17 protein-coding genes and 2 pseudogenes are annotated in these 21,682 nt (G+C 47.0%); 6 read left to right on the top strand and 13 right to left on the bottom strand.

Translation table 11 applies throughout. The features are described 5' to 3' along the window. Positions 1-59 precede the first annotated feature (59 nt). Positions 60-734: a hypothetical protein gene (locus tag ACTQ53_RS13375; RefSeq protein ID WP_441933465.1), complete on the top strand. Its 675-nt coding sequence runs from the start codon at positions 60-62 to the stop codon at positions 732-734. A 236-nt stretch (positions 735-970) separates the two neighbouring features. Here ACTQ53_RS13375 and ACTQ53_RS13380 read toward each other — a convergent pair whose 3' ends face one another. Then, the gene (locus ACTQ53_RS13380) at positions 971-1,846 is read right to left on the bottom strand and encodes a sigma-70 family RNA polymerase sigma factor (protein ID WP_294968408.1); all 876 of its coding nucleotides are present in this window, start codon (positions 1,844-1,846) and stop codon (positions 971-973) included. A gap of 299 nt (positions 1,847-2,145) precedes the next feature. Here ACTQ53_RS13380 and ACTQ53_RS13385 point away from each other — a divergent pair, with 299 nt between their 5' ends. Then, positions 2,146-3,660 (top strand): peptide MFS transporter, encoded by a 1,515-nt coding sequence (locus tag ACTQ53_RS13385; protein WP_441933467.1) that lies wholly within the window; start codon positions 2,146-2,148, stop codon positions 3,658-3,660. A 162-nt stretch (positions 3,661-3,822) separates the two neighbouring features. On the opposite strand, the gene ACTQ53_RS13390 is transcribed toward ACTQ53_RS13385, so the two are convergent. Continuing rightward, entirely contained in the window at positions 3,823-5,988 is a 2,166-nt protein-coding gene (locus ACTQ53_RS13390) for an alpha/beta fold hydrolase (protein WP_441933469.1), read from the bottom strand. Between the two features lie 226 nt (positions 5,989-6,214). On the opposite strand from ACTQ53_RS13390, the gene ACTQ53_RS13395 reads away from it, so the two are divergent. The 3 genes from ACTQ53_RS13395 to ACTQ53_RS13405 all read left to right on the top strand — a co-directional run bounded on the left by ACTQ53_RS13395 (position 6,215) and on the right by ACTQ53_RS13405 (position 9,347). Further along, positions 6,215-7,396 carry a helix-turn-helix domain-containing protein gene (locus tag ACTQ53_RS13395; RefSeq protein ID WP_441933471.1) on the top strand — a complete coding sequence of 394 codons (1,182 nt, stop codon included), beginning with the start codon at positions 6,215-6,217 and terminating at the stop codon, positions 7,394-7,396. 95 nt (positions 7,397-7,491) lie between these two features. Next, positions 7,492-7,734 (top strand): hypothetical protein, encoded by a 243-nt coding sequence (locus tag ACTQ53_RS13400; protein WP_441933473.1) that lies wholly within the window; start codon positions 7,492-7,494, stop codon positions 7,732-7,734. 149 nt (positions 7,735-7,883) lie between these two features. Beyond that, positions 7,884-9,347 (top strand): DUF1846 domain-containing protein, encoded by a 1,464-nt coding sequence (locus tag ACTQ53_RS13405; protein WP_441933475.1) that lies wholly within the window; start codon positions 7,884-7,886, stop codon positions 9,345-9,347. Positions 9,348-9,467: 120 nt separating this feature from the next. Here ACTQ53_RS13405 and ACTQ53_RS13410 read toward each other — a convergent pair whose 3' ends face one another. The 9 genes and pseudogenes from ACTQ53_RS13410 to ACTQ53_RS13450 all read right to left on the bottom strand — a co-directional run bounded on the left by ACTQ53_RS13410 (position 9,468) and on the right by ACTQ53_RS13450 (position 16,576). Next, positions 9,468-9,833, bottom strand: a complete 366-nt coding sequence (locus tag ACTQ53_RS13410; protein ID WP_294714912.1) for a HepT-like ribonuclease domain-containing protein — start codon at positions 9,831-9,833, stop codon at positions 9,468-9,470. Next, positions 9,826-10,119 (bottom strand): nucleotidyltransferase family protein, encoded by a 294-nt coding sequence (locus ACTQ53_RS13415; protein WP_218415766.1) that lies wholly within the window; start codon positions 10,117-10,119, stop codon positions 9,826-9,828. Before ACTQ53_RS13415 ends, ACTQ53_RS13410 begins: the two co-directional genes overlap by 8 nt. Positions 10,120-10,189: 70 nt before the next feature. Next, positions 10,190-10,618 carry a rhodanese-like domain-containing protein gene (locus tag ACTQ53_RS13420; protein ID WP_441933478.1) on the bottom strand — a complete coding sequence of 143 codons (429 nt, stop codon included), beginning with the start codon at positions 10,616-10,618 and terminating at the stop codon, positions 10,190-10,192. Between the two features lie 96 nt (positions 10,619-10,714). Beyond that, positions 10,715-11,656, bottom strand: a complete 942-nt coding sequence (locus ACTQ53_RS13425) for a HipA domain-containing protein (protein ID WP_441933480.1) — start codon at positions 11,654-11,656, stop codon at positions 10,715-10,717. 117 nt (positions 11,657-11,773) lie between these two features. After that, positions 11,774-12,088, bottom strand: a pseudogene (locus ACTQ53_RS13430) (HipA N-terminal domain-containing protein); the annotation flags it as partial. A gap of 12 nt (positions 12,089-12,100) precedes the next feature. Continuing rightward, a complete protein-coding gene (locus ACTQ53_RS13435; protein WP_153089508.1) occupies positions 12,101-12,307 on the bottom strand; it encodes a helix-turn-helix transcriptional regulator in 207 nt (68 codons plus the stop codon). 116 nt (positions 12,308-12,423) lie between these two features. Beyond that, positions 12,424-12,777 (bottom strand): type II toxin-antitoxin system HicB family antitoxin, encoded by a 354-nt coding sequence (locus ACTQ53_RS13440; RefSeq protein WP_441933482.1) that lies wholly within the window; start codon positions 12,775-12,777, stop codon positions 12,424-12,426. Between the two features lie 179 nt (positions 12,778-12,956). Next, a complete protein-coding gene (yidC, locus tag ACTQ53_RS13445; protein ID WP_294968433.1) occupies positions 12,957-14,894 on the bottom strand; it encodes a membrane protein insertase YidC in 1,938 nt (645 codons plus the stop codon). A gap of 77 nt (positions 14,895-14,971) precedes the next feature. After that, complete coding sequence (locus ACTQ53_RS13450; protein ID WP_295347188.1) at positions 14,972-16,576, bottom strand: CTP synthase; 1,605 nt, start codon at positions 16,574-16,576, stop codon at positions 14,972-14,974. A gap of 140 nt (positions 16,577-16,716) precedes the next feature. Here ACTQ53_RS13450 and ACTQ53_RS13455 point away from each other — a divergent pair, with 140 nt between their 5' ends. Next, positions 16,717-18,009: a DUF3078 domain-containing protein gene (locus ACTQ53_RS13455; protein WP_441933485.1), complete on the top strand. Its 1,293-nt coding sequence runs from the start codon at positions 16,717-16,719 to the stop codon at positions 18,007-18,009. A gap of 313 nt (positions 18,010-18,322) precedes the next feature. Here ACTQ53_RS13455 and ACTQ53_RS13460 read toward each other — a convergent pair whose 3' ends face one another. Both ACTQ53_RS13460 and rlmD read right to left on the bottom strand, forming a co-directional pair. Next, complete coding sequence (locus ACTQ53_RS13460) at positions 18,323-19,510, bottom strand: porin (RefSeq protein ID WP_441933487.1); 1,188 nt, start codon at positions 19,508-19,510, stop codon at positions 18,323-18,325. 357 nt (positions 19,511-19,867) lie between these two features. Next, positions 19,868-21,316 (bottom strand): annotated as a pseudogene (gene rlmD, locus ACTQ53_RS13465) (23S rRNA (uracil(1939)-C(5))-methyltransferase RlmD); the annotation flags it as partial. Between the last annotated feature and the right edge of the window lie 366 nt (positions 21,317-21,682).

Below are 21,682 nucleotides of genomic sequence, written 5' to 3' on the forward strand. Positions count from 1 at the left end.
TTGCTCTTTGTTCTTCGAACTCTTTGAAAGTATAATTCTATAAAAGAAAGGAAACAGCCATGAATGCTACACCTGAATCATTGATTAAAGAATATGCTGACCCGATAGAGCAGCAGGAGATAGACAAGTTTATCTGTTCGGAAATGAGCAGACAGATTCACCGATATATCAAGGGTATGTCGGGAACCAAACAAGCTATGCTCAAGTTTGAGGAAAAACTGGCGAGCCTCTCTGTCCCTGAGAAGGAGAAGGCGATAGCCAAGTATATTGATCTGAACCGAAAGGCATTGGACGGTCTCGACTTGAAGATGATTCTGGTTCGTTCGGTGGCTAACTATTGCGATACTTTCCAGTATATGCTGGATTTCGTGAACGACAAGCGCAAGATGGTGTTCTATTACCATCGCCTGAAGGAGAAGTACATCCGTTATCATGAGGTGTTTGAGGAGAACGGCAAGTTTGGCATGAAGGACCATCAGGGCAACGTGATGCTTCAGCCGGTGTATGATTTCCTCCGAACCTGTTACATCTATAATGATGACTTGGGCATCATGCCGGTGATTGCAGAGAAAAACGGCAAGATGGGACTGGTGATGCCGGACGGCAATGATACCATCGTTGCCGACTTCCTCTATGACGAAATCTGTCTCAGAGATGAATATCCTTATTTCGAGGCGGTAAGAGACGGAATCAGCGGATTGATTGATAAGGATGGAAACTTCGTGAATAATTAATAATGTAGAATTAATAATGTACAATTAATAATGTATAATTTATAATGTACAATTAATTGAGGCGCAAGGCTTGAAAGAGAAAGGGCAATCAGATTGGGATGAACCAACTGATTGCCCTTTTTTACTTTCGTTGCTGTGAGCAACTTAGTTTTATCTAATTTTCTCTCTCGTCTTCTATCCGAATGAATTATTAATTGTAAATTATCAATTATTCATTATTAATTATTCATTATCAATTATCCCAGGTATTTCATCAGGATCTTGATCTTTCCGCTGTCACGGAGCTTGATGATGCTCTTTTCTCGAATCTGGCGAACACGCTCACGGGTGAGGTTGAACTCGCTGCCGATTTCCTCCAAGCCCTTCTCGTGGCAACCGATGCCATAGCAGTAGCAGAGAATCTTGCGCTCACGCTCCTTCAATACGGTCTTGAGAACACGCTGCAGCTCGCTAGCCATTGACTCGAAGTCTACACCCTTGTCGGTACGGCTATCATCGCCAGATGCCATCACGTCTACCATTGCATTGTCATCATCATCGCTACCGAATGGAGCATCAATACTCATGTGGTGGTTGTCAGCCTTGATGGTCTGGTCAATCTTGCTTTCCTCCATTTGGGTAATCTGTGCCAACTCAGCAACAGAAGGCTTGCGCTGGTTCTCCTGCTCGAACTTGCTGATTTCAGCGCTGATCTTGCTCAATGCACCCACCTGGTTCAAAGGCAAGCGAACGATACGGCTCTGCTCAGCGATAGCCTGGAGAATGCTCTGGCGAATCCACCATACTGCGTATGAGATGAACTTAAAACCACGAGTCTCATCAAACTTCTCTGCCGCCTTCACCAAACCGATGTTTCCCTCATCGATCAAGTCGGTAAGACCCAGACCCTGGTGCTGGTATTGTTTAGCAACAGAAACAACGAATCGAAGGTTTGCCTTAACCAGTTTTTCCTTGGCACGTTCACCTTCACGACCGCCTTTGCGAATCTTCTGTGCGAGTTCGATCTCCTCATCGATAGAGACCATAGGTTCACGACCAATCTCCACCAAGTACTTATCAAGTGCTTCACTGGAACGGTTGGTTATACTCTTGCTAATCTTAAGTTGTCTCATATAAATCCTTTTACCTTTCTATTTATTTTAATCTCATTATTAATAATGTCGGAAACCACCTTTGCGGTTTCGGGGTGCAAAGGTACAAAAAAAAACGCAATTACACTGTAATATTATTGGAAAATTTTTCTCCGATTTGTCTGTTTTTTAGAAATTTAGATGATAATCAGTATGAAAATGCAATTTGCTGAACGGTTTTTCCTGCAATAAGTTTGAAATATGGAATAAATTATGTATCTTTGCACAGAATTTGCGAGAAAAGAATAACTAAATAATAAAATAACAATAAAACAAAAATTATGTTTGAGAATCAACCAAAAGGTCTGTGGACCTTAGCTTTGGCAAATACGGGTGAGCGTTTCGGTTACTACACCATGCTCGCAGTATTCGCTCTGTTCTTGGGTGAGAATTTCGGTTTTGATGCCGGTACGGCATCAGAGATTTATACCTGGTTCCTCACTGCAGTGTATTTCTTGCCTCTGTTTGGTGGTATGGCTGCCGACAAGTGGGGTTACAACAAGATGGTAATCATCGGTATCCTCATCATGTTCCTGGGCTATCTGTTCCTGGCTATCCCATTGGGTGGAGGTTCTGTAGCTATTGCTGCCATGGGTGCTGCCCTGCTGCTCGTGAGCTTGGGTACAGGTTTTTTCAAGGGTAACCTCCAGGTGATGGTAGGCGACCTTTACAACGATCCTAAGTATGCGCAGCATCGCGACTCTGGTTTCTCGCTTTTCTATATGGCGATTAACATCGGCGCCTTGTTTGCTCCTACTGCTGCCACCACAATCATGGCATGGGCACAGAAAGACCTGGGCTATTCAAAGGCTGATTCTTATCACTTCGCTTTCGCAGTAGCTTGTGTTTCTGTGATTGTTTCTATCCTCATCTATTTCTTGGGTAAGAAGACCTACCAGCAGGTATTGGTAGCTGACAAGAAGAAGGAAGACGGCAAGACTGAAGAGGTAGAGGAGATGAGTCCTGCAGAGACCAAGGAGCGCATCGTTTGCCTCGGTTTGGTTTTCGCTGTGGTTATCTTCTTCTGGATGGCTTTCCATCAGAACGGTTTGACCTTGACTTGGTTTGCTGATGAGTTTACTGCTCGTGAGGCTACAGGTGCTACCGGTATGATGTTCAATGTAATCAACCTCGTTTGGTGCATCTTCATGGTATTCGGTATCTGCGGTCTGTTGACTGCTCCTAAGGGTACTTCTGGCAAGAGCAAGTTGATCAATCTCGCTCTCATCGTGATTCCTGCTGCCATCCTGGGTTATACTTACATGAATTCCGGTGATTCTACCGTAGCTATCGATGCTCCTATCTTCCAGCAGTTCAACCCTTGCTTCGTAGTAGCTCTGACTCCAGTGAGCATCGCTCTCTTCGGCTGGTTGGGTCGCATCGGCAAGGAGCCTAAGGCACCAGTGAAGATTGGTCTGGGTATGCTCGTTGCTGCCGGTGCTTATCTCCTGATGACTGTATCAAGTCTTGGTTTGCCTGCAACTGATCACCCTAACCACGTAGCAGATGTTACTCCAAACCTGCTCGTCGGTACCTATTTGATCCTGACTTTCGCAGAGTTGTTGCTTTCACCTATCGGTATTTCATTCGTATCTAAGGTAGCGCCTCCAAAGTACAAGGGTATGATCATGGGTGGCTGGTTCGTTGCAACAGCCCTCGGTAACAAGTTGGTTTCTATTCCAGGTCACATGTGGGATATGCCATTGCCAGTAGTATGGGGAACCTTGATGGTTATCTGTCTGCTCGCTGCTCTCTTCATCTTCTCTATCATCAAGAAGTTGAATCGCGTAAGCTAATGGAAGCATTAATTATAACATTGGCTGGTACTGGAGTAGTAGCTTTGCTATTAAATATTTGGTTAAGTACCAAATCTGGTAAAAAATGGCTTAAAAGTCTTTAAGGAAAAAACGAGGTATCAGGCATAACCTGTTACCTCGTTTTTTTTCGTTTTTAATATATTATTTCTTCAACCACTTGTCTAACCAGCCGAAGAAGGTGCGCTGCCAGAGCACGCCATTCTGTGGCTTCAATACCCAGTGGTTCTCATCAGGATAGATGAGGAGCTCGGCTGGGATGCCACGCATGCGGGCTGCATTGAAGGCGCCCATGCCCTGATTGGCATTGATGCGGTAATCCTTCTCGCCGTGGATGCAGAGGATTGGAGTATCCCACTTGTCAACGAACTTGTGAGGACTGTTCTCGTAAGTCTTCTTGGCGTTGGCACTCTGGTCCTTGTTCCAGTAAGCATCGTCATACTCCCAGTTAGAGAACCAAGCTTCCTCGGTATCGGTATACATGCTCTCCAGGTTGAAAGCACCATCGTGGGCGAGGAACGCCTTGAAACGCTTGTCGTGATGACCGGCGAGATAGTATACTGAGAAACCACCGAAGCTGGCACCTACACAGCCCAGACGATCCTTGTCTACGTAAGGCAGATTCTTGGTAGCATCGTCGATGGCAGAAAGATAGTCGTTCATGCACTGACCGGTCCAGTCGCCAGAAATCTCCTCGTTCCATGCGCTTCCGAAACCAGGAAGACCACGGCGGTTAGGCAATACGACTACATATCCGTTGGCTGCCATAATCTGGATGTTCCAGCGGTAGCTCCAGAACTGGCTGACAGGACTCTGAGGACCGCCCTCGCAGAAGAGAAGGGTAGGGTACTTCTTGTTGGCATCGAAGTTGGCTGGCAACATGATCCATACCAGCATCTGCTTGCCGTCGGTAGTCTTCACCCAGCGCTGCTCACACTTGCCCATATTCAACTGGCTGAGGATGTGGTCGTTCTCACGGGTAATCTGCTCTACCTTGGTGCTTTTAGCATTCTTGCCAGGGGTAACGATGTAGATATCTGTAGGGTGGCTCATGCTAGCCTTGGTAGCGAGAAGCTTGTTGCCGTTGTTGGCGAGCGAGATGCTTCCGTAGTCAGCCCACTCGTTGGTGATCTGCTTCACTTCGCCCTTGAAGTTAGCCTGATAGAGGTTCAGGGTTCCGTGCCATACGCCGATGAAGCTGAGGCTCTTGCTGTCCTTGTTCCATACGAAGCCCTCTACGTTAGAGTCGAACTTGTCTGATACATAGTTCTTCTTGCCGGTAGCGAGTTCGTATACGCAGAGGCGGTTGCGGTCGCTCTCGTATCCATCGCGAGCCATGCTCTGCCAAGCGATGTACTTGCCGTCAGCAGAGAACTGAGGGTTCACGTCGTAACCAGGGTTGTTCTTCAGATTCTCAGGAGCGTTGACAGCCTGGTTCTTCATGCTCTTGGTAGCATCAATCTTAGGCTCTACATAACCCGCCTCCTTGCAGAGGTTCTTAGTCTCGCGCGTACCTATATTATATAGGTAAATATCAGAATCGGTAGAGATGGCATACTGAACGCCCTCTTTCTTGCGGCAGGTATAGGCGATGGTCTTGGAATCAGGACTCCATGCCAACTGCTCGATGCCTCCGAATGGAGCCATAGGGCACTCGAATGGTTCATCCTTCAGGATGTCTTCGCCAGCGTTGACGGTACCGTCCTCAGCCACATCAGCCACGAAAGGATGGAGAAGACTCTCTACGTAGTGGTCCCAGTGGCGATAGTTCATGTCGGTAACGAGACGACCGGTAGCCAATGGAAGGTCAGAAGGATTCTCCTTGATGGTTCCGTGATAAGGGAGTTCCTTGATGAGTATTACCTTCTTGCCGTCAGGAGAGAAGCGGAAGCCCTGGATGCCCAACTTGTCGTTGGTGAGCTGCTTGCGGCCTGTTCCGTCTGGGTTCATGCTCCAGAGCTGACCGTCACGGATGAAGGCAATCTTCTGACCGCCCTGAATCCATGCAGCATCGCTTTCGCTCTTGGCATCAGTGGTCAAAGCCTTCTGGTTCTTGCCATTGGCATCCATGATGAAGAGCATCTGATGGCTCTTGTTTTCCTTAACACTGTAGTAACCCACCTGGTAAACCACCTGCTTGCCATTAGGCGAAGCTTCTGCGGCACCAATACGTCCCATAGCCCAAAGAGCCTCTGGTGTCATCAGGTGGTTCTCCACCTTGATGTTGTTTTTCTCAATCATAGTCTGTGCATCGACTGTTGTCGCACCCATGGTGAGGGCTGCAGCAGCCAAAATCATTGCTTTAATCATATTTTTGTGATTTTATTGAATATTTTCTGCAAAGGTACTGCAAATCGAGGACAATACAAAATAAATCGTGATTTATTTTTATAGTCGAGTGCAGCGTAACTTATTCAAAGTTACTGCAAATCGAGGACAATACAAAATAAATCATAAAAAAAAACTTATGGATTCTTTCTTGTATCCCATTTTTTTTTGTAATTTTGCAGTGTGTAATCAAGACATTAAACTTAATATGAATATTTTATTTCTTACGCAGTTTGCCTGCTTTGTCGTTTCTGGTATGCTGGCATTATTTCTGATATTGACCCGCTTTCAGATACGCTGGCCCAATCATCGCTATGAGGTATCGCGATGGCTGATGTGTGGAGCTATGCTTGCACTGACTTTCCATTTCGTCTTGCAGATGGCATTTGATATCCGTGCCAAGAGCGATGCAGTCGGTGCCGTGGTGAACATTCTCTTCTATGCACCTATCGAATATCTCATGACCTGTGCCACTTTCAATCTCATCTGCTATCGCAGTGGGCGCAAGCGGGTAGGACTGTTCTGTTCGCTCAGCTATGCGCTTATCATTATCTGCTTCCTGATGGGATTCATTGGGGTTGTACCCAAGGGCAGCATGCATATCGGTTTCTGGCTGTATCTGATGCTGACTATCTTTACCCTCACTATCATTTACTGCATCATCGTTACCTTTCGTGAGATGCAGCACCATCGTAAGATTCTCCTGGACAATACTGCGGAAGACCTTTTGCCGTTTGACAGCTTTGCCAGCATGAGTTATGTCTCCATGGGTATCTGCTGTCTGGGTTTGATGGCGGGCATCATCTCCCGCCCCATCCTGCTGGTCATTGCCCCGCTGGTACTGCTTTCGGTGGTTGTCTTCATCGTCAGTTTCGTGGGTTATGGTTTCAATATCATGCCGCTGGACAACATGCTTGAACGGCAGATAGAGGAGGAGACAGAAGAGGAGACAGAAGAGGATGAGCCGGTTGAGGACGAAGAGGAAGTTGACGAATGTCTGACGCCGGAGAGTATCGCCAAGATAGAGAAATTGCTGGCAGAATGGTGCAAGAATGGAGGTTTCCGTGACAGCGCTATGAACATGCCGATGCTGGCATCCATGATTTGCGTCAACCGTAAAGACCTGTCTGCTTATTTTGAAGATTATCTCCAGAGCAGTTTCCGAGTATGGCTGAGCGATATCCGATTCCAGAAAGCCCAGAGCATGTTGAGGGAAGAAACCAGATACTCCAACGAAACGGTTTCCATAGAATGCGGCTTCTCATCCCATGCCCATCTCTATAAAGTCTTCAAGGCTAAGACAGGTATGACTCCGATACAATGGCGCCGTTTTATGGCAAACAAAGCTAGTGAAAATAGTTTCATTCCTACGAATGAAACACCTATTTGATAGGAATGAAACTATTTTCTTGAGGAATGAAACTCCTTTTTTTGTTTTTAATTATTATATTTGCAACCGTAAGTGATAATTAAAAATGAATTTATATGGAGAATTACTCAGTTTTACAGACCATGACGCTCGCTGATATCGTGGGTGTATTTCTCATCCTGGTGATAGCCCTTGGCTCATTCTCTCTGATGTGGATAGATTATCGTGTATACCTGGAAAATCATAAAAAGAAGCTCCGCCTGTTCGATTTCATCAGGAAGGAACAGTTGTATCTTTTCCTTTTCCTGATGTTCATCTTTCTGATTGGTGGGGAGATATTGCTCTATTCCTATTTATAAAGGTACTGATGAGTTGCCAGAAATAAGGCGATTGCTGTTTTTATGGCATGATAATGACAACTTTTGCGTCCTTTATTTGATTATTCAATAGTTTTTTTGTAATTTTGCAGGAGATTTTTGATTTCAAATTGCAAGATATAATAACAATTATGAAGATAGGATTTGACAACGAGAAGTATCTGAAGATTCAATCCGAGCATATCAAGGAGAGAATCTCTAAGTTTAACGGAAAGCTCTACCTGGAATTGGGAGGTAAGCTTTTCGATGACCACCACGCCAGTCGTGTTTTGCCGGGTTTCCAGCCTGATAGCAAACTGCGCATGTTTCAGAAAATCAGCGATAGCATTGAGATTGTTATCGTAATCAGTGCCGCCGACATCGAGAAGAACAAGAAGCGTGCCGACCTGGGTATTACTTACGATGAGGACGTGCTGCGTCTTCGTGGCGAGTTCCAGAACCGTGGTTTCATGGTGGGGTCTGTTGTCATTACCCATTATAACGGTCAGCCTGCTGCCATCGCTTTCAAGCAGCGTCTGGAGCGTGAGGGCATCAAGGCTTACTGCCATTATCTCATCGAGGGCTATCCTCACAACGTGAATCTCATCGCTTCTGACGAGGGATTCGGTCAGAATGACTATGTGGAGACTGAGCGTCCGCTCGTCATCGTTACTGCTCCTGGTCCTGGTAGCGGCAAGATGGCTGTCTGCCTGAGCCAGCTTTATAATGAGAACAAGCGTGGGGTGCGTGCAGGCTATGCCAAGTTTGAGACCTTCCCTGTATGGAATCTCCCATTGAAGCATCCGGTGAACATCGCATACGAGGCTGCTACTGCCGACCTCAACGATGTGAACATGATCGACCCATTCCATCTGGAGGCATACAACAAGATTGCCATCAACTACAACCGTGACGTGGAAATCTATCCTGTGCTCAATGCTTTGTTCGAGGGCATCTATGGCAGCAATCCTTACAAGTCGCCAACGGATATGGGTGTCAACATGGTGGGCTTCTGCATCTCTGATGATGAGGTTTGCTGCGAGGCATCCAAGAATGAGATTATCCGTCGTTACTATGCTGCAACCAACAAGATGGCGGCTGGCGCTTGCAATGATGCGGAAATCAACAAGATCCAGATGCTCTTCAATCAGGCTAAGATTACTACGGATTACCGCAAGGTGACTGTGGCTGCTAAGAATCACAAGAAGGAGACGGGTCATACTTCTGCTGCGATAGAGTTGGAGGATGGCAAGATTATCTGCGGTCACAGCAGTGAGTTGTTGGGTTGCAGTGCGGCATTGATATTGAATGTTACCAAGCATTTGGCGGGCATCGACCATGAGTTGAAGTTGATTCCTCAGTCGATGATTGAGCCAATCCAGCATACCAAGGTGAATTATCTGGGTGGTCACAATCCTCGTCTTCATACGGATGAGGTTCTCGTAGCCCTCTCTGTTCTCTCGGAGAATGACGAGAACTGCAGAAAGGCATTGGAGCAGTTGCCTAAGCTTCGTGGCTGTCAGGCACATTGCACCGTGATGCTGAGTGATGTAGACCAGAAGATCTTCAAGAAGCTCGGAGTGAATATCACCTGCGAGCCTGTGCTGAAGAAGTAATTTCGAATTAAATTCTATAGAAGAAGAAGATTCGGATTATATAAAATACCCCCGAAGGGGTATAGTTAATCGTGAAGTTTGATTAATTATACCTTTTCGGGGGTAATTATTGAGTGCCAATTAATACTGATGAAGTAAATCTTCGATGATTATTTTCAATTCTGGTAATCCGTTTTTGATAGTATCATATACGATTGTTTCATCGACATTGGCATATTCGTGAGAAATCATATTTCTCATGCCATATATAGCTTGCCATGGAATGTTGGGATAAGCTTCTAAAGGCTTTTCTTCTACTTTTAAAAGTTTACCCACGTGTTCACCAATTACCTGTAGTCTCATAACACAAGCGTTGAAGGCCATATACTTAGTTGGGGAAAGCATGAAATCATCAGCTGATTCCACATCCTTGCTCCATTCTTGTATTAACTCGATTGATTCTTTGATTTCTTCGAGCTTGTCGTGGATGGTACTGCGATTATACATACACGGCCTCCTGATTGATATTTGACTGCAATAAAGGGCGGAGCGATTTGCGGAAGCGAACTAAATCAACTTTGGTATTGAATAATTTACTTAAAGCCTCATGTAAGTTATGCATGAGCGAGAGAGTTGGCTTTTCTACTTCCACAACAATATCTATATCACTGTCTTCTGTATTTTCGCCTCGTGCAACCGAGCCGAAAATACCGAGTTTAGTGATACCAAAGCTATCTCCAAACTGTTGTTTGAAGTTGGCTAACTTTTCTAAGCTTTCTTGTAATCTAACCATAACTTGTATCTTTAGTTGCTGCAAAAATACGGAATAATTCTAAAATAACCAAAACTATTAGCTATTTTTTTTATCTTTCCACAGGCATTCCGAGCTTTGTCCAGTTTAGAAATCCGCCTTCCATATCATATACCTTGAAGCCTTGCTTCTGCATTTTCAGGCAGGCACCATGGCTTCGCTTTCCGCTTCTGCAATAGATGTAGTAGGTGCGGGATTTATCAAGCTTACTGATGCCGGCATCGAATGCCTCGGGATTGAGGTAATCCAGTTGTTGGGCACCTGCCAGATGACCTTCTGCGTATTCCTTTTGGGTGCGGACATCTAGAAGGATGCTGGTTGTATCTGCCTTTGCCTGGTCGATAAAGGCCTGTGGAGCCAATACGATGATACCATCCGATGGGGCTGATTTTGCTGATGTGGCCGATTTGCCAGCCTGTGCTGAGCAGCCCGTGGTTGATAAGCCGATGGCTGCTAAAAGAGATAAGAGTATTTTCTTCATTTTCTGTTTTATTTATATTGTTCTTGTTTTTTGCTTTTTTTATTCATGTTTGTTCTGCTTGGCGGAAAGAATTGCAGAAATAATTGCTGAAAGAAATTATCTTAATGCCATGACTCGGCTGAGAATCAGTTTCTTGTATTGCTTCTTCATGCCGTCTGGCAGGAAGGAGGCGTCTATCAGGTCGAGCCATTTCACGATAGAGCGACGGAATTTCTTGGCAATGTTGCTGATTACCTTTTCGCTGAGTCCTGATGCCGTCATTACCTTGATGAAATCAGCTTTCTGAATCTTTCGCTTTCTGCCATTGAGCGTCAGTGCGAGTTCTTCGGGATCCTCCGGCATCACGAGCTGGGTGCAGAGGAGGTCGTAGGCAGGGGTTAATCCATAGCCCAGTTTCCTGTTGTTGTAGAGCGAGAAGTTCTTGAGATGCATGTCGGCGTTGCCGGTAATCCACGAGAAGATGACTACCTCCCAATAGTTCACGAGGTCGAGCTGCGAGAAGGAGGAATACTTTTTGATGAGTTTGGCTACCTGCTCGTAGGATCCTTTGTATTTGTATTCGGTAAGGCGCTCGGATAGCTGGCACATATCTTCCATGGGTACTTTGGTGCCATCATCCAGTCGGTCTATTCTCCGGGTGATATAACAGAGTTCGCCATCGGCAAAGCGAATCAGACCATGGGGAACCACGGCGATTTTGGCGGCTTCGGCGAGGTGCATTGTGAGATCTTCTATTTCCGGAAGACAGCGATAGCGGTCGGTCTGGGGCTTGAGGATGTATTTTCCCCAGAGGCCTACGATGGTAAATCGGGATGGTTCGTTCTTTCCGCCTGCGTTCACATCGAGCGAGAGTTTCGCCTGCACACCGGTGAGGGTGGTCTGGGCACGCACTACCTGCCTTGCCAGGTCGCCGATTTCCTTTCTTATATAGGGTAGGACAGGGGCTTCCTTGGTACCGAAGAGTTTCTTGGCGCAAGCAGGGTGGTAATCTATCTGACCTGGCTTGAGCGGTTTATAGCAATATAGACATTTTTCCATATTTCTTTCTCCTTTCTAGTTTTTGGGGGAAGTATTTGTTCCTTCTGCAGGTGAAGTTTCTTCTGTAAGTGAAGTTCCTTCTGCAGGTGAATTGTTGGTTCTTTCTGCATGAGATTCTTCAACCGGGATGACGCTGACGGCTCCGATGCAATCCTTGCAGCAGGCAAGGAGGAGCGACATTCTATCCCGCTGGTTGATTTTCCAACTGCTTTCTGCGATATTCAGGAGCCATCCTTCGGGGATTAACCCATCGAAGAAGGGAAACAGCACGGTATCGTGGTAGGGCTCGTTTGATAACGGGAGTGTGAGGCTCACGGCTTCTGCACCATCCGATGCCAGATAATCAGCATCGTAGGCAAAGGTGAAACCCGTTTCGTCTTCCGTCAGCAGGCCTACGTATTGGTTGTAGAGATAAATCTTTCCTTGTTTCATAAAGTTCAGTTTTTATTCTTTTCTGATAGGAACGGGGCCGATTTCCTGGCCGAAGAGGAGGAGAACCTGGTTAACTTTGTCCAGTCGCAATGTTTCCTTTCCCTGTTCCAGTTCTCTTACGAATCGGAGGCCTACGCCTGATTTCGCAGCCAAATCTATTTGGGTCAATCCGAATTGCTTGCGCATTTCCTTGACGTATGATGATAATGTATTGCTCATATTTTATTTGTTTTATACCCTTTCGGGGACAAATATACGAATAAAAAATGAAAATACCCCCGAAAAGGTATAATTTATAATATCATTTAACAAATTATACCTTTTCGGGGGTAATGTTATGCGTTTGTGGCTGGAGTAACTCCTGTAACATTAGCTAGTGTGTCACGAATAAAACCATTGATTGTTGTTCCTGCTTGCATCGCCATCATTGCAATACGGCTATGAATTTCAGGAGTAATGCGGATATTCAAGTTGCCACTATAAGGTGCACGAGGTGCCTTGCCATTGGCTTTACATAAAGCCAGATAGTCATCTATTGCGCCTTCAAAATCCCTTCGTAGTTCATTGACATCTTGACCTTCGTAGGTAATCATATCCTTGCTCATTCCGAGAACTTTGCCATATAAGCAATTGTCCTCCTCACTATAATCTACGCTACCCGTATAACCTTTATATTTTAATAATCCCATATTATGTTCCTCCTATTTATTAATATATCCATTAGCTTTTAGAAATGTGAATACTTGTCTCATAACATATCCTTTGATTATATTTGAAGGATGAGGCTTATGCATGATGTAGCTATTAAAAAAGCGTAACGAACACCTTTTTGGGTAATCATTACGCTTTCATTTTTATCTAGAAAACTTTATTTTCCGAGATTATTCTTTTTCTCGTTCAGTTCTGCCTGCTTACGCATCATCTCTTCCTGCTGCTGGCGCTGCAATTCCTGGAGGGCCTGCATTCTTGCCATAAGGCCGCTTGCCTTCTTAGGGTTGTTCTTGTTCTCCTGATAGCGCTTCTCCAGGATGGCGAGGAGCTTCTCGTCGTTGGTGGTCTTGCGCAAGGTCCACATGATTGCGGCACTGAAGAACAATGAGATGAAGTAGTAGAAGTTCAAACCTGCTGAGTAGTCATTGAACATGAAGAAGAACATCAATGGCATGAGATACATCATCCACTGCATCATCTTCATCTGCTCTGCCTGCTGACCTACCATCTGGTCACGCTGCTGGCGCATCGTCATCCATGAGTACAACAGGTTGGCTACGCAGAAGAGAATACAGGTCAAACTCAAGTGGTCGCCAATCAACCAGATGTTGGTGTTCCACTCGATGATTGGGTCGAAGGTGCTCAAGTCGCTCATCCACAAGAACTTCTCACCACGAAGCTGGATGGCATTAGGCACGAAGTTGAACATCGCAACCCAAACCGGCATCTGAATCAGCATTGGCAAGCAACCAGACAGTGGACTAACACCATACTTGGCATATTCTGCCATCATCGCCTGCTGCTTCTGCATCTGGTCCTCAGGCTTGTTGTACTGGGCGGTAGCTGCCTCGAGCTTTGGCTTCAGCACACGCATCTTGGCAGAACTCATATAGCTCTTCTTCACCATAGGGTAGGTGATGAGCTTGAGGAGCAATGTGATGAGAATCAATACGATACCCATTGGGAATACATTGCTCAACCAGTCGAACACGTAGAGTGTGAAGAAACGGTTGATCCAGCGGATGATAGGCCATCCCAGATAAACGAGCTTCTGGAACTCCAGGTCCTTGCCGAAGGTGCTCTCCTTCTCTGTATTCTTCAGAATCTGGAAGTCGTTAGGACCGAAGTAGAACTCAAACTCAGATGCCTTCTTGCCGGTTGGGTCGAAGGCAGTCTTCATTTTAGCCTGGAACTGCTTCAGGTAGCCCGAACCCTTTTCCTGAGGGATAGAGGTCATGAAGGCATCCTTGTCGAAGTTGTCCTTAGCTACCATAATAGCTGAGAAGAACTGGTTCTTGAAAGATACCCAGTCGATAGTCTCTTCAATTTTCTCGTCGATTTTCTCGCTGCCCTCATTCAGGTGGTCGGTGCCGCCCTCTGCCTCATGATAGGTGAGGGTAGTGTAGCGGTTCTCGAACATGAAGCCACGCTCCTGCTGGCGTGCCTTGTCGCTCCAGTCGATGCTCATCTTGTTGCAGTTAGGTGAGAACAGTCCTGCCATACCTTCTGTCTGCAGACTCATGTGGAGCATGTAGTCATCGCCGAGGGTATAGGTCATGCTGAGGGTCTTGCCTGGGGCAGCCTCTGCAGTCATGGTGACAGACTTGTCAGTCACGTTAGATGGAGTGAAGTAGAGATCGCTGGTGATGATGTTGGCCTCCTTCGCCTCGAGCATGAACTTGAGGCTCTGGTCGTTGCCGTCGAAGAGGGTAACGTCCTTCTGGTCGGCAGAACCGTCTTTCACCTTGAGGTTGTGACCCACGTATCCCTTGATGACTGCCTTCTCGACAGTACCACCCTTGGTATTGAGCGTCAACTCAACCTTCTCATTCTTCAAAACTACTTTCTGAGCCTGACCCTTCAAAGCCGAATAGAATAGGGCGGTAGAGTCTGCCTCAATCTGAGCCTTCGCATCAGCCTGGCGCTTAACAGCGGCAGCCTTGCTGGCCTTTTCCATCTCGGCATGTTTAGCCTTGGCGATGGAGTCCTGAACGAATGCCGCTCTCTGTTCTTCGGCTGAAGGCTGGTTGTACCAGCTAAAGCCAATCAGCACTACGGCAATCAGGAGGAAACCGATAATGTTGTTCTTATTCATTATTATTTTTTATTGTTTTATTTTCTCTGAAGCGACAGCAAAGGTCGTGCCATTCTGCTGCCTGAAGCCAGCCTGCGCTATTTCTTGTTAGCGATGGCTGTCTTTACAAAGTCAACAAACAATGGGTGCGGCTTCAATACCGTGCTCTGGTACTCCGGATGATACTGTGTTCCGATGTACCATTTCAAGCCTGGGATTTCCACTACTTCTACCAGGTCGCTCTCCGGATTGCGGCCCACGCACTTCATGCCATGCTTTTCGTATTCCTTCAGGAAATTGTTGTTGAACTCATAGCGGTGGCGATGGCGCTCCTGGATATGCTCCTTCTTATAGATGTTGAACACGCGACTGCCTTGTCTCAGTACGCACTCGTAGGCGCCGAGTCGCATGGTTCCACCCATGTTTGATATGTTCTTCTGCTCCTCCATGATGTCGATGACATTATGTGGAGTCTTCTCATCCATCTCGCGGGAGTTGGCATCCTTGTAGCCCAATACGTTGCGGGCGAATTCGATGACGATCATCTGCATACCCAGGCAGATGCCGAAGGTAGGGATGTCGTGGGTGCGGGTGTAGTGGGCAGCGATGATCTTGCCCTCGATGCCGCGCTGGCCGAATCCTGGACAGATGACGATGCCGTCCTGACCCTTCAGCTGCTCAGCCACATTCTCTTCCGTGAGATGTTCTGAGTTGATGAATGTAATCTTCACCTTGTGGTCGTTGTAGGTGCCGGCATGCGAGAGGCTCTCGCGGATGCTCTTGTAGGCATCCTGCAGGTCGTACTTTCCAACGAGACCGATGTTCACCACCTCGGTAGCCTTGTTTCTGCGGTCGAGGAAAGTTTTCCATGGACCCAGTGCAGGCTTCTCGCCGATAGGCTCTCCCATCTTGCGGAGGATGGCGGTGTCGAGGCCCTGGTTCTGCATGTTGACAGGTACCTCGTAGATGCTAGGAAGGTCTTCGCTCTGGATTACGCAGTCGATGTCTACGTTACAGAAGCTTGCCACCTTCTTCAGGATTCCCTCTTCGAGATGCTTCTCGGTGCGGAGAATCAGAACATCTGGCTGAATACCTACACTCTGCAGTTCCTTCACGGAGTGCTGGGTAGGCTTTGTCTTCAACTCGCCTGCAGCCTTCAGATAAGGCACATAGGTGAGGTGAACATTGACGGCGTTCTTGCCCAGTTCCCATTTCAGCTGTCGGATAGCTTCCATGTATGGGGCACTCTCGATGTCGCCGATGGTTCCGCCAATCTCGGTAATCACGAAGTCATAGTGATACTTCTTGCCGAGCAGCTTCACGTTGCGCTTGATCTCGTCGGTGATGTGAGGCACCACCTGGATGGTCTTGCCGAGATAGTCGCCACGACGTTCCTTGTCAATGACTGCCTTATAGATACGACCTGTGGTGAGAGAATTCGCTTTTGTAGTCTGAATGCCGGTGAATCGCTCGTAGTGTCCGAGGTCCAGGTCGGTCTCCATACCATCTACCGTTACGTAGCACTCACCATGCTCGTACGGGTTCAGTGTACCCGGGTCGATGTTGATGTATGGGTCAAACTTTTGGATAGTAATGTTGTAACCTCTTGCTTGAAGAAGTTTACCGATGGATGAAGATATGATTCCTTTACCCAAAGAAGAAACCACACCACCAGTAACGAAGATGTACTTTGTTTCAGCCACGATATTTATAATTTAAATTAGAATAATTTTGGGTGCAAAGTTACTATAAAATTATGAATTAGCCAAAATATTTGTAAAGAATGGCTCTGAATTTAGAATTATTTTGTTACCTTTGTGCCCAAATTATGTTATATCAAGGTATGAAAATAAAATTTGGATTACTCGTTTTAGCTTGGGTGGCTTGTCTGGCGCCTGCCGATGCGCAGCGTTCGCACAGGAAAAATGCACCTAAGGAGACTCTTGAAGCTAAGGATAATCGGCTGTTGAAAGACTATGCTGATTCTCTCTCAGTATATGGCAGTCGGCTGGATTCGGTCAGGTTGAAAGCCGATGACAGCCGTTTCAGCCTGCTCTTTACTCCGCTCACTTTCTATCATTCTCCTGCCAATCATCTGCTGCGCATCTCGCCAAAGGGTGAAGTGGGGGATTCGCTCGAGACGGAGCTGGATGCTGCCCTGATGGATATCTATCTCAGACGTCCCGACCTGGTAAGGGCTACGGAATCCCGACTCAGAAAGGTGGGGGCACCGCTCGATGCGCCTTCCAAACCGAAGAAAAACCATCCTGACCTCGTTGAGCAGGTGGCTCCGAAGGCGATAGAGATAGAGTCGGCTCCGATGGATCTGGTCATCACCCGTCCTAATTTCTGGACCATCAACGGTGATTATTACCTCCAGTTCCTGCAGAATTATGTTTCTAGCAACTGGTACAAGGGTGGTGAGAGCAACTATTCGATGCTGGGACGCATCACCATGCAGGCAAATTACAACAACAAGCAGAAGGTGAAGTGGGACAACAAGCTGGAGCTGCGCTTGGGTTATCAGACGTCCAAGGGCGACTCCCTGCGTTCTCTCAAGACTTCCGACGACTTGATACGATATACCAGCAAGTTGGGTCTTCAGGCTACCAAGCGATGGTATTATACCTTGCAGATGGTGGCTCAGACGCAGTTTGCCCATGGATTGAAGAGTAATGACAAGATGGTTTATTCCGATTTCTTCTCTCCATTCAATCTGAACCTCTCTGTCGGTATGGATTATTCGGTTGATTGGTTCAAGCACAGGCTGAAGGGTAGTGCCCATCTGGCTCCTCTGGCGGTCAACTGGAAGTATGTGGGCCGTGAGGCGTTGGCTACAAGATATGGTTTGGACGAGGGCCAGCACGGTTTGGTGGATTACGGTTCGGAATGCACGTTTGACCTGTCCTGGCAGATAGCGCAGAACATCAAGTGGAAGACCCGATTGTGGGGATATACCACCTACAAGCGTGCGGAAATAGAGTGGGAGAATACGATTACCTTCCAGTTCAACCGTTACATCTCCACCAACATCTTCCTCTATCCGAGATTTGATGATGGTGCCAAGCGCAAGGACGATCAGAGCTACTGGCAGTTCAAGGAATTCATGTCTATCGGCTTCTCTTATTCTTTCTAGAAAAGTTTGCTCCCACACGCCCTGTAACGGTTTGCCCCACACGCCCTGAACCAACGGTCACCGGCCGAAGGGAAAGGTAAAGGGCAGAAGCTCCTAGCCCGGGGCAACGCCCTGGGTTAAAAACCGCAATCAACAATACCGCCCTGAAAGGGCAAAAGCTTTAAAGATATCAGAAAGCTTTTGCCCTTGCAGGGCGTCTTTTGTATATATATCCTTAATACCCAGGGTGTTACCCAGGGTTAGGAGCTTTTGCCCTTTACCTTTCCCTTCGGCCGGTGACCGTTGGTTCAGGGCGTGTTAGAAACAAGGCATGTTAGAAGCGGAAGCAGACTTCTGCATCTGCCATGGAGTAATTATGCTTCGCGAGTGTCTTGTCGTTGATAAGCGCATACTCGGTAAGGATAGAGATTCGCTTGCCGATGTGGAAGTTCAAACCAGCCTCATACTGGGTTCTCTGCATGTTGCTCTTGCCGTTAGGCTGATACATGTCGTAACGTGCCTTGATGTCGATTCGGCTGTTCTTTGGCAGCTGAGCCAATGGAGCGATAACCAATCCGTAAACACCCTGTGCCTTATCGCCAATCTTTTCATTAAGATTGCAGTCCTTGGCGTTGGCATCATTGAAATTAGTGATGCTCTTTGCGAATGCCTTTCCTGTGGAGTGGATATATTCGGAGCGTACGGTCCAGCCGTCTTTCTTATATTCGAAAGAGAAGGCGTAGCGGTTCTGGTTGAGGCTGCGAACCTCATTGGTGTGAGTAATCTCTTTTGTGGCATCTGGTCGGCTAGAGACCAAATCTGTAACAGTTTCCGTCCAAGTTCCCTTTCTTGCATAAGAACCGGTCCATCCGAAGGCACCGATGCGCATGCCGCTTACTGGCATCAGCCATACACCGCCAATCACATTCTTCTGCTGGTCAACGTCCTTGGTATTGGTTCCCTGTCCGTTGAATACGCCAATCTGATAGTGCAGCAGGTTTCTGCCGTTGGCATTCTTGAGGAAATCACCCTGAAGCTGCAGACCGATGTCACGACCGTTGGAAGCATGCTCTCCGGCACGGTCACTAAAACCTGCCAGCTTGCTCACGTTCTGGGAATATCCCATGAAGCCCTGGTCGATAGGGTGCATCGGATTCTCAAAGGTGAATGGGTTCTTGAACTGACCAATCTTCACCTTGAAATAGTCGTACTTCTGCCATTCAGCAAACAAATCCACCATTCTCGGGCTTGACCCCAGGTTGGAGGTGTTGCCGTTGAACTGAATCTGAGTCTTCCAGTAGAAGTCGTCAGCGATGCGACCTTCGAGAGCGATACGAGCCATACGGATGTTGAATGAGTTGGATTCAGCATCTTTCTGTCCGCTGTACTGATACTGGGTCATTCCATACCCCGACAATTTTACGTTGCTCAACCATGAAGGCAATTCGATGGTCTGCTTCTTTTGGGCGCTGGCAGAGACCGCAGTCAAAGCCATGAGCGCCAGGATGATACTCTTTTTCATCTTATTTCTATTTTGTTTTCTAGGTTTACTGAACTTTCGCATGTGGGGAAGTTAAGGGAAGTTAGGAAGTAAGGAGAAGTTAGAGGGACAAATGTTCTGAGTTTACGCCAGAAGACTATTGTCTCTTAACTTCCCGAACGACCGTAGGGAGTGATAACTTCATTAACTTCAATCAATTCCCTCACTTGCGAAACTTGAATTAGTTTATTGCTTTGCTGCGAGTTCCTCTTCTGTCAGGTCTTCAGCCTGTGCTGCCTGGAGTGCGAGTTTCTCTGCCTCCTTGGCAGCCTTGGCTTCTGCTATCGCCTTTTCACGTTCCTTGCGCTCCTTCTTCTTCTGCTTGATTTCAGCATCGCTGCGCTTCTCGAGCAATACAACGTTCTCTACGTGAGGAGTATGAGGGAACATGTCAACCGGCTGGACAGCAGCCACCTTGTAGTGGTCGTCCATCAGCTGCAGGTCGCGTGCCTGGGTAGCTGGATTGCAGCTTACGTATACGATGCGCTTTGGCGCTGCGTTCAGGATGACGTTTATTACGTCTGGGTGCATTCCGGCACGTGGTGGGTCGGTGATGATGACGTCCGGGCGACCGTGCTGGGCGATGAAATCATTGGTCAGGATGTCCTTCATGTCGCCTGCATAGAAGAGGGTATTCTCGATGTTGTTCACCTGGGAATTCACCTTGGCATCCTCGATAGCTTCTGGCACGTACTCGATACCGATAACCTTCTTTGCCTTGTGAGCCACGAAGTTGGCGATGGTTCCGGTGCCGGTATAAAGGTCGTAAACCAGCTCATCGCCAGTAAGGTTGGCAAACTCGCGTGCCACACAGTAGAGGTGGTAAGCCTGCTCGGTATTGGTCTGGTAGAAACTCTTCGGACCTACCTTGAACTTCAGGTCCTCCATCAGTTCGAAGATATGGTCGTTACCCTTGAAGAGGCTGAGTTCCAGGTCGTTGATGGTATCGTTGCCCTTCTGGTTGTCCACGTACATGAGTGATGTAATCTGAGGGAACTTATCAGCCACCTGCTGCATCAGCTCCAATGCCTTCTGCTCATCTCCCTCCTCGTCATAGTGGAACTGGAATACGAGCATCCACTCGCCGGTGTTCGAATTGCGGATCATCATGTTGCGGAGCAAACCGTGCTGCTCACGGAGATCGTAGAAGGTATAGTCGTGAGAATCAGCATATTCGAAGACGAAGTTGCGGATTTCGTTGCAGAGGTCGTCCATCAGCCAGCACTTCCTGATAGGATAAATCTTGTCGAAGGCTCCGGTGATATGGAAACCGATGGCGTTCTGGGCGTGGCGTTCCTTGAGTGATGAGACGGTATCGTCCTCTTTCTGAGGAAGTTGTGAGAGTTCCTCTGCGGTGAACCAGCGCTTGTTGCTGCATCCGAACTCAATCTTGTTGCGATACTCCTGGGTCTTCACGCTGCCCATGATAGGGCGGAACTCAGGGAGTTCAATCTTGCCGATGCGGGTAAGCTGGTCTTCCACCTGCTTCTGCTTCGCCTTGATCTGCTCCTCGTAAGGCAGGTTCTGCCATTTGCAACCGCCGCAGATGCCGAAGTGCTCGCACATAGGCTCCTGACGGATGTCGCTTTTTTTGATGAAGCGAACCACCTTCGCCTCGCAGTACTTATGTTTCTTCTTGACTACCTGCAAATCTACCACATCACCTGGCACACAGAACGGAACGAAGATGACCTGGTCGTCTACTCGTGTGATGCACTTACCCTCGGCTGCAACAGCCTCGATGGTGATGTTCTCCAAAAGAGGTAATGGTTTACGTTTTCTTGCCATAATTCTAATTTGTTTTTTATGGGTGCAAAGTTAATACATTTTTGCGAGAAATGAAAGAGTTGTCCCGAATTATTTGCGTTTAAAAGTAAAAGGCGTTTAAAGGTAAAAAAGTAAAAAGGTAAAAAAGTAAAAAGATTGTGGGGCGGTAAGAAAAGTAACAGGTAATATTTTGTGGTTGTAAAGGGGTGAAAATGTGAATGTGAATGTGAATTTGAAATGTAAGTGAAGAAAATGAGTGGATAGTATATATTTATTGGAGAGTGTAAACTAAACTGTGTCAAGCTACAATAAAAGTAGTTTAACACAGTTTTTATATTATGGACAACTTAGAAATTGATTACAAGAAAGCTGCTCAGCAGTTGCGTA

This window comes from Prevotella sp. Sow4_E9_plate (assembly GCF_052116205.1).
Taxonomy (GTDB): domain Bacteria; phylum Bacteroidota; class Bacteroidia; order Bacteroidales; family Bacteroidaceae; genus Prevotella.